The sequence below is a fragment of the Enterobacteriaceae bacterium ESL0689 genome (assembly GCA_029433525.1).
GTDB lineage: Bacteria > Pseudomonadota > Gammaproteobacteria > Enterobacterales > Enterobacteriaceae > JAQTIF01.
This window is the reverse complement of record JAQTIF010000001.1, coordinates 2,065,709-2,081,292: the sequence shown is the minus strand read 5'-3', so window position 1 is coordinate 2,081,292 and position 15,584 is coordinate 2,065,709. Positions and strand designations below refer to the sequence as shown.

Annotated in this window: 14 protein-coding genes and 1 pseudogene; 6 read left to right on the top strand and 9 right to left on the bottom strand. The window is 50.0% G+C overall.

Going from position 1 to position 15,584, the window contains the following annotated elements; genetic code table 11:
- Positions 1–19: 19 nt before the first annotated feature.
- From lpxM to znuA, 3 genes are all read right to left on the bottom strand, one after another.
- Entirely contained in the window at positions 20–994 is a 975-nt protein-coding gene (gene lpxM / locus PT300_10020; GenBank protein ID MDF7680896.1) for a lauroyl-Kdo(2)-lipid IV(A) myristoyltransferase, read from the bottom strand.
- Positions 995–1,149: 155 nt separating this feature from the next.
- Positions 1,150–2,475 (bottom strand): murein DD-endopeptidase MepM, encoded by a 1,326-nt coding sequence (gene mepM / locus PT300_10015; protein ID MDF7680895.1) that lies wholly within the window; start codon positions 2,473–2,475, stop codon positions 1,150–1,152.
- Between the two features lie 15 nt (positions 2,476–2,490).
- Entirely contained in the window at positions 2,491–3,426 is a 936-nt protein-coding gene (znuA, locus tag PT300_10010) for a zinc ABC transporter substrate-binding protein ZnuA (GenBank protein ID MDF7680894.1), read from the bottom strand.
- Positions 3,427–3,505: 79 nt separating this feature from the next.
- On the opposite strand from znuA, the gene znuC reads away from it, so the two are divergent.
- Together znuC and znuB are read left to right on the top strand one after the other, a co-directional pair.
- Complete coding sequence (gene znuC, locus PT300_10005) at positions 3,506–4,267, top strand: zinc ABC transporter ATP-binding protein ZnuC (protein MDF7680893.1); 762 nt, start codon at positions 3,506–3,508, stop codon at positions 4,265–4,267.
- Complete coding sequence (gene znuB, locus PT300_10000) at positions 4,260–5,045, top strand: zinc ABC transporter permease subunit ZnuB (protein MDF7680892.1); 786 nt, start codon at positions 4,260–4,262, stop codon at positions 5,043–5,045. The genes znuC and znuB overlap by 8 nt, the downstream gene beginning before the upstream one ends.
- 38 nt (positions 5,046–5,083) lie before the next feature.
- Here the strand turns inward: znuB and ruvB are convergent, their stop codons facing one another.
- The 6 genes from ruvB to aspS all read right to left on the bottom strand — a co-directional run bounded on the left by ruvB (position 5,084) and on the right by aspS (position 10,341).
- The gene (gene ruvB, locus PT300_09995; protein MDF7680891.1) at positions 5,084–6,094 is read right to left on the bottom strand and encodes a Holliday junction branch migration DNA helicase RuvB; all 1,011 of its coding nucleotides are present in this window, start codon (positions 6,092–6,094) and stop codon (positions 5,084–5,086) included.
- An 8-nt stretch (positions 6,095–6,102) separates the two neighbouring features.
- A complete protein-coding gene (gene ruvA / locus PT300_09990) occupies positions 6,103–6,717 on the bottom strand; it encodes a Holliday junction branch migration protein RuvA (GenBank protein ID MDF7680890.1) in 615 nt (204 codons plus the stop codon).
- A 72-nt stretch (positions 6,718–6,789) separates the two neighbouring features.
- A complete protein-coding gene (gene ruvC, locus PT300_09985) occupies positions 6,790–7,311 on the bottom strand; it encodes a crossover junction endodeoxyribonuclease RuvC (GenBank protein ID MDF7680889.1) in 522 nt (173 codons plus the stop codon).
- A gap of 30 nt (positions 7,312–7,341) precedes the next feature.
- On the bottom strand, positions 7,342–8,082 hold the full coding sequence (locus PT300_09980; GenBank protein MDF7680888.1) for a YebC/PmpR family DNA-binding transcriptional regulator: 741 nt from the start codon (positions 8,080–8,082) through the stop codon (positions 7,342–7,344).
- Positions 8,083–8,108: 26 nt separating this feature from the next.
- Entirely contained in the window at positions 8,109–8,552 is a 444-nt protein-coding gene (gene nudB / locus PT300_09975; GenBank protein ID MDF7680887.1) for a dihydroneopterin triphosphate diphosphatase, read from the bottom strand.
- A 1-nt stretch (position 8,553) separates the two neighbouring features.
- Positions 8,554–10,341: an aspartate--tRNA ligase gene (gene aspS, locus PT300_09970; protein ID MDF7680886.1), complete on the bottom strand. Its 1,788-nt coding sequence runs from the start codon at positions 10,339–10,341 to the stop codon at positions 8,554–8,556.
- A gap of 226 nt (positions 10,342–10,567) precedes the next feature.
- On the opposite strand from aspS, the pseudogene PT300_09965 reads away from it, so the two are divergent.
- From PT300_09965 to cmoB, 4 genes and pseudogenes are all read left to right on the top strand, one after another.
- A pseudogene (locus PT300_09965) lies at positions 10,568–12,238 on the top strand (RHS domain-containing protein).
- Between the two features lie 306 nt (positions 12,239–12,544).
- A complete protein-coding gene (locus PT300_09960; GenBank protein ID MDF7680885.1) occupies positions 12,545–12,820 on the top strand; it encodes an Imm53 family immunity protein in 276 nt (91 codons plus the stop codon).
- An 849-nt stretch (positions 12,821–13,669) separates the two neighbouring features.
- Positions 13,670–14,413, top strand: a complete 744-nt coding sequence (cmoA, locus tag PT300_09955; GenBank protein ID MDF7680884.1) for a carboxy-S-adenosyl-L-methionine synthase CmoA — start codon at positions 13,670–13,672, stop codon at positions 14,411–14,413.
- Positions 14,410–15,432, top strand: coding sequence for a tRNA 5-methoxyuridine(34)/uridine 5-oxyacetic acid(34) synthase CmoB (cmoB, locus tag PT300_09950; protein ID MDF7680883.1), 1,023 nt, complete (start codon positions 14,410–14,412; stop codon positions 15,430–15,432). Before cmoA ends, cmoB begins: the two co-directional genes overlap by 4 nt.
- Positions 15,433–15,584 lie beyond the last annotated feature (152 nt).

Genomic DNA, 15,584 nt, shown 5'->3' with positions numbered 1-15,584 from the left:
ACGTTATAATAAAAAACGATTATTTTTTTCCGCTAAAGAGCTCTTTACGTCGATAAGGCTCGATTTCACCGGGTTTGCGCGTCTTCAGCAGTTTGAGTATCCAGGTGTATTGTTCGCTGTGCGGTTTGACGAAAATCTCGACCTCTTCATTCATTCGCCGCGCAATGGTGTGATCATCGGCGGTCTGCAAATCATCCATCGGAGGGCGTACCAGCACCGTCAGGCGATGCGTTTTACCGTTATAAACCGGGAACAATGGCACCACACGGGCATGACAAACTTTCATCAGACGACCAATCGCCGGTAATGTTGCTTTATAAGTCGCGAAAAAATCAACAAATTCGCTGTGCTCTGCGCCATGATCCTGATCAGGCAGATAATAGCCCCAGTACCCCTGGCGCACTGACTGGATAAAAGGCTTGATACCATCATTACGCGCGTGCATACGCCCGCCAAAACGGCGTCTGACGGTATTCCAGACATAATCAAAAACGGGATTTCCCTGATTATGAAACATCGCCGCCATTTTCTGGCCGCCAGACGCCATCAGCATCGCTGGAATATCAACTCCCCAGCCATGTGGCACCAGGAAAATCACTTTTTCATTATTGCGTCGCATCGCGTCAATGATCTCTTTACCCTGCCAGTCGACACGAGAAAGGACGCGCTGTGGATCACGCAAGCCAAGTTCAGCCATCATGGCCATTGATTGCGGTGCAGAGGTATACATGTCATCAATAATCGCCTCCCGCTCCTGCTCGCTCTTTTCCGGGAAACAATACAACAAATTGATTTGTGCCCGGCGACGCGCACTTTTTGCTACTCTGCCCACCAGACGTCCCAGTTTACCGAGCAGCGGATCGCGAAAGGCAGGAGGAGTCAGCGCACATGCAGCAAAAGCCAGCACCCCCAGCCATGACCCCCAGTAGCGAGGGTGTAAAAAAGACTTTTTAAATTCCGGGATATATTCAGGATTGTTCTTTTTTGTTTCCATGCCTGATTCACATCTGTTTTGCATAAGAAAATACGGGCGTAATCGCAGGTGATAATCGGATTGCCATAACCCGACTTATCCCGATCGCTTTTGAGTGACCGGGATTGTCACTGGTCAGGCTCAATACTGACGCACCGGTTTTTATCGATAACTAGCTAATCAAATTGTAACTGCGGGAGCATTTCTTTCACCTGTACCAGATAACTGCTACGATCAGCACCACTGAGTCCTTCCGTGCGTGGTAACTTCGCTGTCAGCGGATTAACCGCCTGCTGATTGATCCAGACCTCATAATGCAGATGGGGCCCGGTCGAGCGACCTGTATTACCAGAAAGCGCAATACGATCACCGCGTTTCACTTTCTGTCCTGGTTTCACCAGCAACTGATTCAAATGCATATAGCGCGTGGTGTAGCTGCGACCATGACGAAGAGCAATATAATTTCCCGCCGCACCACTGCGTTTGGCAACGACGACTTCACCATCACCGACAGCCAGCACTGGCGTTCCTGGTGGCATAGAGAAATCAACGCCGCGATGCGGTGCAATACGTCCCGTCACTGGGTTCAGGCGACGCGGATTAAAATGTGATGAAACGCGATACTGGCGTGCTGTCGGAAAACGCATAAATCCTTTTGCTAACCCAACACCGTTGTGGTCATAAAATTTTCCATCTTCAGCACGGAATGCATAGTAATCCTTGCCCTCCGACTGTAGCCGAACCCCCAATAACTGGCTTTGCTCGCGCTTACCATCCAGCATTTCACTTGACATCAATACAGAGAATTGGTCACCTTTGCGCAGTTTGCGAAAATCCATCTGCCATTGCATTGCTTTGATCACTGAACTCACTTCGCTGCTGGTGAGACCCGCTGCCCGTGCACTCGCGACAAAACTACCATCGACAACCCCTTTCAATACACTATTTACCCACTCCCCTTTTAACAGTTCGCTACTCATCTTAAAGCCATTCGCGATACGATCATAAGTGCGGGTTTCACGGCGTGACACTTCCCAGGTGAGGCGTTGTAAATTACCTTCTGCGGTGAGTGTCCAGGATAGCTGTTGACCTATTTTCAGATTATACAATGCCTTATCAGTCGAAGAGAGCCGGGAGATATCGCTCATATCAATACCATACTGGCTCAGGATACTACTTAGCGTATCCCCGGTAGACACGACATACTCATAACTGTTTACGTCACTTTCCGCTTTCTCATCCAGTTCATCCTGGGGAATCGCCTCTTCTTCCTGCGGTGTTTCATCAATCGGTTCGGAAGCCTCCGGTAACAGCGTATGCAGTTCTGTACTTTCTGGTGAAATAGCGCTGATACCCGCGACAGATATTGATTCCGGATAGTAAATATAGGGACGCCAGGAGGCGACCGCGATGGTCAGTACGCTCAGTGACCCCAGCATAATACGGTGGGGTCGTGGTAAATTATTAAAGGCCTGTGTGACAGCGCGAGCTATCTGTTGCACGTATTCACTTCCTCATTAATTTTCTTTCAGGCAATCTGAATACTGTTTCGCCAGTTGCTGCAGGAACTGCATATAACTCTCTTTACCCAGCTTGATTTTTATTCCAAGAGGGTCCAGCGTTCCCATACGCACAGCAGTACCCCGGGCAACAGCTTCAATAACCGTTGGCCTGAATTGTGGTTCAGCAAAAACGCAGACTGCTTTTTGCTCAACCAGTTGTGTTCTGATTTCATGTAACCGCTGCGCACCCGGCTGTATTTCCGGGTTGATCGTGAAGTATCCCGGTGGCGTCAAGCCATAGTGTTTCTCAAAATAGCCATAAGCATCATGAAACACGAAATATTTTTTCCCTTTCAGCGGTGCCAGCTCTTTTTCGATCTGCGTATTAGTGGCAGATAAATTTGCCTCAAACTGTTTCAGATTTGCATCAAGCAAAGATCGATTCTGCGGCATAAGTTCCAACAATTTATCATGAATTGCAACTGCTGAAAGCTGTGCTATTTCCGGTGATAGCCATAAATGCATATTGTAGATGCCATGATCATGATTGTGATCATGATTTTTAGCGCTGGAATGATGATCGTCATCACCGTCCTCTTCCCCTTTTATGAGTAAAGGTTTTACCCCCTCCAGTTCGGCAATCGTGACTTTTCTGTCTGCAGCAATGCGCTGCATCGGCTTAGCCATAAACGCCTCCATTTCCGGACCAACCCATACAACTAACTCTGCGTTCTGTAAGCGTTTTATATCGGAAGGACGTAATGCATAATCATGCTCTGAAGTACCATCTGGCAGCAGAACCTGGGTCTCGGTGATGCCATTGGTGATCGCGGAAGCAATAAACCCAAGGGGCTTTATTGACGTGACAACAGCGGCATGAGCCAGCCCGCTTTGGCTGAATAAAAGAAAAGCACCTAATCCTGCGCAAAGAAGCGTTTTTTTATGTAACATAATAATTAGTTCCAGCATGATACCTGAGAGAATTGTGATATTATAACATTAAACTTCTTTATGTAATCTCTGACTTGATATGACAACGCTGGTCACACTGGAAAATATTTCTGTCGTCTTTAACCACCGACATATCCTGTCCGATATTTCGCTGACGCTTATATCTGGCGAAATCCTGACCTTACTGGGCCCTAATGGCGCAGGTAAATCAACCCTGGTGCGTGTCGTGCTGGGTCTGGTGACACCGACTAGCGGTACGATTAAGCGCCAGCACAATCTGCGCATTGGCTACGTTCCACAAAAAATCTACCTCGACGCTACCATGCCATTAACCGTCAGTCGTTTTTTACGCCTGCGCCCGGCGACCCGGGAACGAGATATTTTACCCGCCCTGCAACGGGTACAGGCCGGGCATCTGATCGATGCACCAATGCAGAAGCTCTCCGGCGGGGAAACTCAGCGAGTCCTGCTCGCCCGTGCGCTGCTCAATCAACCACAATTGCTGGTGCTGGATGAGCCCACTCAAGGGGTCGATGTTAACGGCCAGGTGGCACTGTACGACCTGATTAATCAACTCCGCCAGGAGTTTCACTGTGCGGTATTAATGGTTTCTCATGACCTGCATCTGGTGATGGCAAAAACCGATGAAGTGCTGTGTCTGAACCAACATATCTGCTGCTCGGGTACGCCAGAGGTGGTCTCCTTGCACCCGCAATTCATCTCTATGTTTGGTTCTCACGGCGCTGAACAGTTAGGTTTCTATCGACATCACCATAATCATCGCCATCACCATCGACAAGAACAAGAAATCTGCAACCAGGGAACCCGCGATCATGATTGAAATACTGTTACCTGGCTGGCTGGCTGGCGTCATACTCGCCTGTGCTGCCGGGCCACTGGGGTCGTTTGTCGTCTGGCGCCGGATGTCCTATTTTGGTGATACTCTGGCACATGCCTCTTTACTGGGTGTCGCTTTCGGTTTATTGCTGAATATCGATCCATTTTATGCCGTGATTGCCGTCACGCTGTTACTTGCCGCTGGCCTGGTATGGCTCGAAAAACGCCCTCACCTGGCGCTGGATACATTACTGGGGATCATGGCACACAGCGCGTTGTCTCTGGGTCTGGTGGTTGTGAGTCTGATGGCCAATGTTCGTATCGACCTGATGGCATATCTGTTTGGTGATCTGCTGGCAGTCACACCACAGGATTTGCTCGTTATTACCATCGGCGTGGTTATTGTACTGATCATCATGCTCTGGCAGTGGCGTAATCTGTTATCGATGACCATCAGTCCGGATCTGGCATTTGTTGATGGTGTAAAACTACAACGTGTGAAATTACTGTTGATGCTGGTCACCGCGCTGACGATTGGTATCGCGATGAAATTTGTTGGTGCGTTGATTATTACTTCGTTGCTGATCATCCCCGCCGCCACCGCACGCCGCTTTTCCCGTACACCAGAGCAAATGGCGGCCATTGCCGTTGGCGCAGGAATAATAGCGGTCACCGGGGGACTGGCCTTCTCCGCATGTTATGACACCCCTGCGGGCCCGTCCGTCGTCCTGTGTGCCACCGCACTGTTTATCATCAGTATGATGAAAAAAAACACCGCCTGAGCTTTTCTCTGGCCATGAGACGGGTTAGCCGGAGTGGATCATGGCGTTGTTGGTGGCGTGATACCAAAGTGTTCCCAGGCACGCACTGTCGCCATACGACCTCGTGGTGTACGCTGTAAAAAACCCTGCTGGATCAGATAGGGTTCCAGCACATCCTCGATGGTTTCCCGCTCTTCACCGATAGCCGCAGCCAGATTATCGAGCCCTACTGGCCCACCAAAGAATTTGTCAATCACCGCCAGTAACAGCTTGCGATCCATATAATCAAATCCTTCTACATCAACATTTAGCATATCCAGCGCCTGCGCCGCGATTTCTCGCGAAATCCGTCCATCGTGACGTACTTCTGCGAAATCACGCACCCGACGCAGTAAGCGATTCGCAATCCGCGGCGTTCCCCTCGCACGGCGGGCGACCTCCAGCGCGCCTTCATCGCTCATCTCCAGTCCCATAAAACTGGCGCTACGACTAACGATATATTGCAGATCAGCAACCTGATAAAACTCCAGCCGCTGGACAATACCAAAACGATCACGCAGCGGTGACGTTAACGAACCCGCGCGCGTAGTTGCGCCAATCAACGTAAAGGGCGGTAGATCAATTTTGATGGATCGAGCCGCCGGCCCTTCACCAATCATAATATCCAGCTGATAATCTTCCATTGCCGGGTAGAGCACCTCTTCCACTACTGGTGAAAGACGATGAATTTCATCAATAAACAACACATCATGCGGTTCGAGATTCGTCAGCATCGCCGCGAGATCACCCGCTTTTTCCAGCACCGGGCCAGAAGTGGTACGCAGATTGACGCCCATTTCATTGGCCACGATATTCGCCAGCGTTGTTTTCCCCAGCCCCGGCGGCCCGAAAATCAACAGATGATCCAGTGCATCGCCGCGTCGTTTCGCCGCCTGGATAAAAATTTCCATTTGTGAACGAACCTGTGGCTGGCCAATGTATTCCGCCAGCCATTTAGGACGAATAGCGCGATCTGCCGTTTCTTCCGGTTCGACGCTATCAGCCGATACCAGCCTGTCTGCTTCAATCATCCTTTACCTCACAATGCCGCTCGCAACGCATCACGAATCAGCGTTTCACTGCTTGCCCCTGGATGAACAACTTTGCTTATCATCCGGCTCGCTTCCTGCGGTTTATAACCCAATGCCGTCAGCGCAGCCACAGCTTCCTGTTCAGCATCATCATTGGCTAAACCTGAGGATAATGATGTTGGTATCGGTTGATCTGCCGATGTAAACAAATCACCATGCAATCCTTTAAAACGATCTTTCATTTCGACAATCAGGCGCTCGGCGGTTTTTTTACCAATCCCTGGCAATTTCACCAGTGCTGACAACGCTTCATGCTCAACCGCCTCAACAAACTGCTGAGCTGACATCCCCGACAGGATCGCCAGCGCCAGTTTTGGCCCGACCCCATTGGTTTTAATCAACTCTTTAAACAACGTGCGCTCTTGTTTATTGTTAAAACCATAGAGCAGTTGTGCATCTTCACGCACCACTAAATGTGTGAAAACAGTCGCTTCCTGCCCTGCTTCCGGCAGCTCATAAAAACAGGTCATTGGCATATAAACTTCATAGCCTACACCTGCGGTTTCCAGCAATACCAGTGGTGGTTGCTTTTCGAGAATGATACCTCTGAGTCGGCCTATCACGTACTTCTCCTGAATTGATGCATCCGCTGTATCATAAAAAAAGGCTGGATAAATATCCAGCCTGATTTATGGTTAACGCAGACGTCCACGCGCCAGATTAAGTCGTTTATCAGCAAGCTGTGCGACATTCTGGCTGATATGGCAGTGCGTGATCGCAATAGCCAACGCATCTGCGGCATCGGCCTGAGGATTGGCAGGGAGTTTAAGCAACGTGCGAACCATATGCTGTACCTGACTCTTATCGGCGCTACCGATGCCCACCACTGTTTGCTTGACCTGCCTTGCTGCATACTCAAAAACCGGCAGGTTCTGATTGGTTGCCGCCACAATCGCCACCCCTCGTGCCTGACCCAGTTTGAGCGCAGAACTGGCATTTTTAGCCATAAAAACCTGCTCGATTGCACAATAGTCTGGCTGAAATTGGGTGATAATTTCCGTCACCCCCGCATAGACCTGTTTCAGGCGTGATGGCAAATCATCCACTTTCATACGAATGCAGCCGCTGCCAAGATAACTCAACTGCCGTCCAAGCTGGCGAATAACACCATAACCGGTAATGCGTGACCCCGGATCAATCCCGAGAATAATCGCCATCGCGCATCTCCCGATAGAAAATCACAGCAATCACAGTGTAGCGGCGATCTCATCAGATATTTCACCATTATGGTAAACTTCCTGTACGTCGTCGCAATCTTCCAGCATATCGATGAGACGTAACAGTTTCGGTGCCGTTTCTGCATCCATATCTGCTTTGGTTGACGGGATCATCGAAACTTCTGCGTTGTCCGCTTTCAGCCCCGCTGCTTCCAGTGCATCATGTACCGCGCCCATCTCTTCCCATGCGGTATAGACATCTACTGCGCCATCATCATAGGCAATAACATCTTCCGCGCCCGCTTCCAGTGCGGCCTCCATAATGACATCTTCATCTCCCGCTTCAAAAGAGATCACCCCTTTTTTGCTGAAAATGTAGGCTACGGAACCATCGGTACCGAGATTGCCCCCGGTTTTACTGAAAGCGTGGCGAACCTCGGCAACAGTGCGGTTACGGTTGTCGCTTAGACATTCGACCATCACTGCCGTCCCCCCTGGGCCATAACCTTCATAGATGATGGTTTCCATATTGGCACCTTCATCCCCACCGACACCACGGGCAATCGCACGATTCAGGGTATCACGGGTCATATTATTAGACAGTGCCTTATCCACTGCAGCACGCAGACGGGGGTTGGAGGCGACATCCCCCCCGCCCAGGCGAGCGGCAGTCACCAGCTCACGAATGATTTTAGTAAAAATCTTACCGCGTTTAGCATCCTGTGCTGCTTTGCGGTGTTTAGTGTTGGCCCATTTACTATGACCTGCCATAAAAAACTCTCCAGAAGCGCGCCCTTTCAGACGACGTTAATTACAAATTCTTCAATCGCTTGTCGGTTATTCCACGATTTGGTCAATGCCGCAGCCTCCTCCGCATTAATCCAACGGTATGACAGATGCTCTGTCAGAGCAATTTGCCGCTGGTGAGGAAGCGCAAGGCAGAACCAATACTCGGTATTGCGTTCAACACCGGGCGCATAGCGATGACGAAACTGAGGAAATATATCAAACTCCACTTTGCGCTGGCAGTCGGTTAAGATCAGTTTCTCGCTGGCAATATCAATTGCCACCTCTTCCTTTACTTCGCGCATCGCGGCTTGTCTGGCGCTTTCTCCTGCCTCCTGGCTACCTGTTACCGATTGCCAGAAAGCAGGATCATCGCGCCGTTGCAGCATAAGCACCCGTTTGGTATCGGCGGCATAAATCACCACCAGCACAGAGACCGGGCGCTTAAATGTCATCTCATTCTTCACCGGCAGAAGTCGGCTTCTCTTTCACCGCCACCTGAATTCCCAGTTCAGTCAACATCACTGGATTGGCAACACTGGGCGCTTCAGTCATCAGACAAGCCGCAGCGGTCGTTTTCGGAAAAGCAATCACATCACGGATATTATCGGTCCCGGTCAGCAACATCGTCAGACGATCCAGACCAAATGCCAGGCCCGCGTGTGGCGGCGTGCCATATTTCAGGGCATCAAGCAGGAAACCAAATTTTTCACGTTGTTCCTGCTCCTCGATCCCCAGAATGCCAAAGACCGTCTGCTGCATATCACCATTATGGATACGAACCGAGCCACCGCCGACTTCATAACCGTTGATAACCATATCGTAAGCATTCGCGACTGCCTCTTCTGGCGCTGCCTGCAACTCGTCCGCAGTCATATCTTTCGGCGAAGTAAACGGATGATGCATTGCGCTCAGCCCACCGGCCCCATCGTCTTCGAACATCGGGAAATCGATGACCCACAACGGTGCCCAACGCGATTCGTCGGTCAGTTTCAGATCATTGCCCACTTTCAGGCGCAGCGCACCCAAAGCATCGGCAACCACTTTCTTATCGCCTGCCGCAAAGAAAATCAGATCGCCATCTTCGGCAGCCGTTCGTGCAAGGATAGCTTCGGTGATATTGGCAGTGAGGAATTTCGCCACCGGACTGTTAACACCTTCGATTCCTTTGCTCCGCTCATTGACCTTCATCCATGCCAGCCCTTTGGCGCCATAAACCTGAACAAACTTACCGTATTCATCAATTTGCTTGCGGGTCAGTGCGCTGCCGCCAGGTACACGCAGCGCAGCCACACGCCCTTTCGCATCATTTGCCGGGCCAGAGAATACAGCAAATTCCACCGTCTTAACCAGGTCAGCAATATCGATAAGCTCCAGCGGGTTACGCAGATCGGGTTTATCTGAACCATAACGACGTTCAGCTTCCGCAAAAGTCATTACCGGAAATGGCCCCAGATCAACCCCTTTTATTTCCAGCCACAACTGGCGGATAAGATCTTCCATCACTTCGCGTACCTGTGACGCGGTCATAAAGGAAGTTTCCACATCGATCTGGGTAAATTCTGGCTGGCGGTCAGCACGCAAATCCTCGTCGCGGAAACATTTGACTATCTGATAATAGCGATCGAATCCGGACATCATCAGCAGCTGCTTAAAAAGCTGGGGAGATTGCGGCAGAGCGTAGAACTTACCTTTATAAATGCGGCTCGGCACCAGATAATCGCGAGCACCTTCTGGCGTCGCTTTCGTCAGCATCGGGGTTTCAATATCAAGGAAACCATGATCATCCATAAAACGACGCACAAAACTAGTGATTTTCGCGCGTGTTTTCAAACGTTGTGCCATTTCAGGGCGACGCAGATCAAGGTAGCGATATTTCAGTCGGGCTTCTTCTGTATTGACGTGATTACTATCGAGTGGCAACGCTTCAGCACGATTAATAATCGTCAGGGAAGATGCCAGAATTTCAATCTCCCCGGTCGCCATATCTCTGTTGACGTTTTTGTCATCACGCGCACGTACCGTACCGGTGATTTGAATGCAGAACTCATTGCGCAGTTCAGATGCCAGCTTTAACACCTCTGCCCGATCCGGATCGAAAAAGACCTGGACAATACCTTCACGGTCACGCATATCAATAAAGATAAGGCTACCAAGATCACGGCGACGGTTGACCCAACCACACAGCGTCACCTGTTGCCCGACGTGAGACAGACCGAGCTGCCCACAATATTCTGTACGCATGAGATATCCCTTAACTTAGCCGTCGGTGGTAAATCACCGCGTTAGCCGAGTGTCACAACTGAATGAAAAAGACGATCATTATAATAGAATTTCCGTCACACGATAAGCCCGACCGCCTGATTACGCCGCTTGCATGAACAGTTCTTGTACATTAATGGATGGCTGATGTTACCCACCGCAGGTACGATGGCCAAAGCGTCAAAATATCGCTACACCCCGCTTAACCGCCGGACCGCTGACCCGCTGTTATTATGATGAACGCGGCAACCTGATGAAAATCATCGCCCCGGACGGTGAAACCACCGACTTCGACTGGCACCCGCGCTGGAACCTGCCGCGCAGTATTACTGACATGCACGGCAGCAGACAGGAGTTCACCTATGATGTTGTGGGCAATCTTATCCGCATGATGGACGAAGCGGGACGGATAACCGAATACAACCACGATGACCAGGGCAACCTGACCAGGATTTGCGATGCTGCTTCCGGTATTCAGCGTCCCACTTACAACAGTGCCGGGCTGGTCACCCGCCACACTGACTGCAGTGGTCGCACCACCACGTATGACTATGACCGTTATGGCTGGCTGAGGGAGCAGACTGACGCCGCAGGCAACCGCACACAGATGCTTCACCGTCAGGATGGCCTGCTGGTGAAAATCACTCACCCTGACGGCGGCACGGAAACCTTCAGTTATGACCGCTGGCAAAGGCTCACCGCCTGGCGCGACCCGCAGGGCCAGGTCACCCGCTGGCAGTATGCCGGCGATGGTCAGCCCCTGAGCCGCACCGATGCTGCCGGGCATCAGGTCAGGTATGAATATGACATCGCCCGCCGCCTGAGTGCGCTGGTCAGTGAAAACGGCGCCCGCTACACCCGCCAGTATGACCACAATGATAATCCTGTCTGCGAATGCGGCTTTGACGGCATCACCCGCCGTTACCGCTATGACCTGATGGGGCGACTGATAACCGCCATCACCCCCGGCGGACGGACAGAGTTTGAGTGGGACGCCACCAGCCAGCTTATCACTGAACGCCAGATGATTCGTAGCCACGATTATCTGTTACGCCATCACTATGACGAAACCGGCCACCGCACCCACACCATCCTGCCGGACGGCAGCTGAAAAACAGTTATTACGGAAACGGCCACCGTATTCAGGTCAACCTTGACCAGCGGATTATCTGCGAAAGTGAACGTGATGCCCTGCACCGGGAGGTGCGCCGCAGCCAGGGGGCGATTTACAGCCGCTATCAGTATGACCAGGCCGGACGACTGAGCCGCCAGATACAGTGACAGCAATCGCAACACCCGTCAGCAACTGCGCTGGAACGCCGAACATCAGCTGGAGCAAGTGGTCAGTATCCGCAACGGCAAAACCCAATGCTGCCGCTACGGCTATGATGGTTTTGGCCGCCGGACGTGGAAGCAGGACGCCAGCGGGGTCACGGTTTTCATCTGGGACAGCGACCAGCGCAGCCACTTATGGATTTATGAAGACGAGCACGGCTTCGCCCCGCTGGCCCTGGTCACCCACCGGGCGGGCAAGAACATAAAAGAGGCACGGATATACGGGTATCACAACGACGCCTCCGGCCTGCCGCGCGAACTGACCGATGCCCAGGGCAATATCGTCTGGTGGGCCGACTACCACGGCTGGGGCCACACTGCACAGGTGAGAGCCTGCAACGAAGAGGAAATCCACCAGCCGCTGCGTTATCAGGGACAATACCATGGCGCAGAAACAGGATTACACTATAATCGTTTTCGCTACTACGATCCGGAGTGCGGCCGCTTTATCAGCCAGGGCCCGACTGGTCTTACTGGCGGCCTGAATCCGTATCAGTATGCGCCAGAGCCGCTGACGTGGATTGATCCGTTGGGGCTGGCAAAGTGTCAGCCTGATCGTCGTCCTAAAGATGCTCAGGAGATGGCTGAGGAGTTATCAGATAGAATTAATAAGAACTCTGTTGATTTTTCGACTCCAGCAACAATTGGACATATTGATTTAAGAGGCCGCTCTCATTTCGATAAACTATCTCAAATGGATATTCCAACGCCACACGTACAATCATCGCAAGTAAATATCACACCAGATGGGCAACGATTTCCTTTAAAGAAAACGGAAATCGTACATGGGGCAACTAAGCAAGATATACGCGTTGCCAGGAAGTTGGCAAAATTAAAAAAGTTATTATAGATGCATCAGGATATATTGATTTTTTTGCAAAACTGGTATCAATCCAAATGCAATGGCAAATGGGAACATGAATATGGTTTTGACATCAGTACGATAGACAATCCAGGCTGGAAGGTTTCTATAAGTGGTGAGTATGGAAGAAAATCAAAGACAATTAATATAGACGAAGATGACGCCTGGATAGTTATAAATGCAAATGATAATCATTTTGATGGATATGGAAGTCCTGATAATCTTGTCGCAATTTTAAAATATGCTCAGGAATGGTTGACATAAAAGTGAGAACAGAAGAAAAAACTAAATATCTTTTCAGATATACCGTTCCTGTTGGTGGGATTGAGCGTTTTTCATCTATATGATAGTAAATTGCTATATCATTAATAATGATTGTTATATTAAATATCAAGGCAATATAGGCTTTGTTGAATAAATCGGATAACTGAATGTCAAACGACATTTTCTCGGTAGAAAAATTTGCACATCGTTGTTGGTCATCACATTCTGATATCTAACTGTTTGATTTTACATTATGCGAGAAACGATCTACCGAGAGGTGACAGCATAAAATCTATTTATTTAACAAAGCTGACAATATATACAATATAGCGCAATCAGGAAACAGGTATCTGGATGCATACTCTAAAAAACTGCCACAGCCACTTGTAGATGTACGAAGACGAGCACGGCTTCGCCCCGCTGGCGCAGGCCACCCACCGGGCAGGCAAGGACAAACAAGAGGCACGGATATACAGGCATCACAACGACGCCTCGTTAATAATAGCCTTCGGTTGCATAGTGTTATGCATATTTGATCACGATCGCTGATTATCGCCTGGCCGTCATGAAATCATGAGCATTTATTGGCTTGATTTTTCATCATTTTCCGAAATCATATGCTGATATTCATGATTATAAATGACGATCTTCATCGTGTCGATCTCCTGATGACTGTGCAAGGAGAGTCATTTTTTCGCTCATCGGTTATCCGGAAATAGTTCAGATAATAGCCTCCCCTCTTTCAGCCATTGGTCTGTGGTGTTATTTTTCACAACGTCATTAACGATGGTTGGCTTTCCCGCTGCATTAGCGCACAATACGCCGTTTTTATTTTTTCGGATCCCGATTATGCCTCACCGTGATACGCTCTTTGCCACACCGATTGCCAGCCTCGGCGACTGGACTTTTGATGAACGGGTTGCTGAAGTTTTTCCTGATATGATCCAGCGTTCCATTCCAGGTTATTCCAGTATTATTTCGATGATCGGCATGCTGGCTAAACGTTTTGTCCGACCCACCACCCGGATTTACGATCTCGGTTGCTCACTCGGTGCCGCAACGCTCTCTATCCGACGGAATATTATCCATACTGACTGTCAGATTATCGCTGTCGATAATTCCACCGCCATGATTGAGCGTTGTCGTCGTCATATTGATGCTTATAAAGCGCCCACACCTGTCACGGTTGTAGAAAGCGATATTCGTGATATTCGCATTGAAAATGCTTCACTGGTGGTGTTGAATTTTACCTTGCAGTTTCTTGCCCCCGCGGAACGTCAGGCTATTGTTGATAAAGTCTACAGCGGGCTGAATCCCGGTGGCGCGCTGGTACTGTCAGAGAAGTTCAGTTTTACCGATGCCCGGCTGGATGAATTGCTTTTCGATATGCACCATGATTTTAAGCGCGCTAATGGCTACAGCGAGCTGGAAATCAGCCAGAAGCGGAGTATGCTGGAAAACGTCATGTTGACGGACTCCGTGGATACCCATAAAGCTCGATTATATAAAGCGGGATTTACACATGCCGAATTATGGTTTCAATGCTTTAATTTTGGTTCACTGCTGGCGATAAAATCCGAAGAACAAGCATGATCGATTTCAGTCATTTCTATCAGCAAATCGCGAAAGGCCGGTTAACACACTGGCTGGAAACACTCCCCGCCCAGCTTGCCTGCTGGCAACGTGAAGCACAACACGGCCAGTTTGCGACGTGGTCACGCGCTGTCGACTTTCTGCCTGCCCTGACACCCTGTCAGCTGGATCTTCGTCATAGTGTGACAGCCGAAAGCCAGACGCCGTTAAGCGAAGGTCAGCGCCTGCGTATTGAGAATTTACTCAAAAATCTGATGCCGTGGCGCAAAGGGCCTTATTCGCTTTATGGCGTGGATATCGATACCGAGTGGCGTTCAGACTGGAAATGGCAGCGTGTATTACCGCACCTTTCCGATCTCCGGGGGCGGATCATTCTGGATGTCGGTTGTGGCAGTGGTTATCACTTATGGCGGATGATTGGCGCAGGTGCGCGCATGGCGGTGGGTATCGATCCGACCCCACTCTTTTTATGTCAGTTTGAAGCGGTACGAAAGTTACTGGGCAGTGATCAGCGTGCGCATTTGCTGCCTTTAGGCATTGAACAACTGCCTGCACTGAATGCTTTTGATACTGTGTTTTCTATGGGGGTACTTTATCACCGTCGCTCACCGCTCGATCATCTGTTACAGCTCAAAGATCAGCTCATTGAAGGTGGCGAACTGGTACTGGAAACCCTGGTGATTGAGGGGGATGAACAGTGTGTGCTGGTGCCCGGCGATCGTTACGCTCAAATGCGCAATGTTTACTTTATCCCGTCCACTGCGGCATTAAAAATATGGCTGGAAAAATGTGGTTTTATTGATGTCCGCATCGTTGATACCTGCGTGACAAGCTGTGAAGAACAGCGCCGGACAGCATGGATGAGCAGCGAGTCGCTGGCTGATTTTCTCGATCCTAACGATAAGCATAAAACCCTTGAGGGATATCCGGCGCCACAACGCGCCGTACTGATTGCCCATAAACCAGAAACCCAGCTATCGCTGGCAAAAAAAAGAGGTGAAAAAAAGACCCCTGTTTAAATGGCAGGGGTCTGGTACTGGCAAGCATCATATTGGGCAATATGATGCGCTGCAAAAAAATCCGGTTCATCCTATACAGCGAGTATTTTCTTCATAGCTGTCGCACTACCGTCAGTGGCGTTACATGAAGACTCATTTGGGTCGCGATATGC

Bases quoted from the DNA above. Each gene is read 5' to 3' on its own strand.
- lpxM (MDF7680896.1), bottom strand. From the start codon at position 994: ATGGAAACAAAAAAGAACAATCCTGAATATATCCCGGAATTTAAAAAG.
- znuA (MDF7680894.1), bottom strand. From the start codon at position 3,426: ATGTTACATAAAAAAACGCTTCTTTGCGCAGGATTAGGTGCTTTTCTT.
- znuC (MDF7680893.1), top strand. From the start codon at position 3,506: ATGACAACGCTGGTCACACTGGAAAATATTTCTGTCGTCTTTAACCAC.
- znuB (MDF7680892.1), top strand. From the start codon at position 4,260: ATGATTGAAATACTGTTACCTGGCTGGCTGGCTGGCGTCATACTCGCC.
- ruvB (MDF7680891.1), bottom strand. From the start codon at position 6,094: ATGATTGAAGCAGACAGGCTGGTATCGGCTGATAGCGTCGAACCGGAA.
- ruvC (MDF7680889.1), bottom strand. From the start codon at position 7,311: ATGGCGATTATTCTCGGGATTGATCCGGGGTCACGCATTACCGGTTAT.
- PT300_09980 (MDF7680888.1), bottom strand. From the start codon at position 8,082: ATGGCAGGTCATAGTAAATGGGCCAACACTAAACACCGCAAAGCAGCA.
- nudB (MDF7680887.1), bottom strand. From the start codon at position 8,552: ATGACATTTAAGCGCCCGGTCTCTGTGCTGGTGGTGATTTATGCCGCC.
- aspS (MDF7680886.1), bottom strand. From the start codon at position 10,341: ATGCGTACAGAATATTGTGGGCAGCTCGGTCTGTCTCACGTCGGGCAA.
- PT300_09960 (MDF7680885.1), top strand. From the start codon at position 12,545: ATGCATCAGGATATATTGATTTTTTTGCAAAACTGGTATCAATCCAAA.
- cmoA (MDF7680884.1), top strand. From the start codon at position 13,670: ATGCCTCACCGTGATACGCTCTTTGCCACACCGATTGCCAGCCTCGGC.
- cmoB (MDF7680883.1), top strand. From the start codon at position 14,410: ATGATCGATTTCAGTCATTTCTATCAGCAAATCGCGAAAGGCCGGTTA.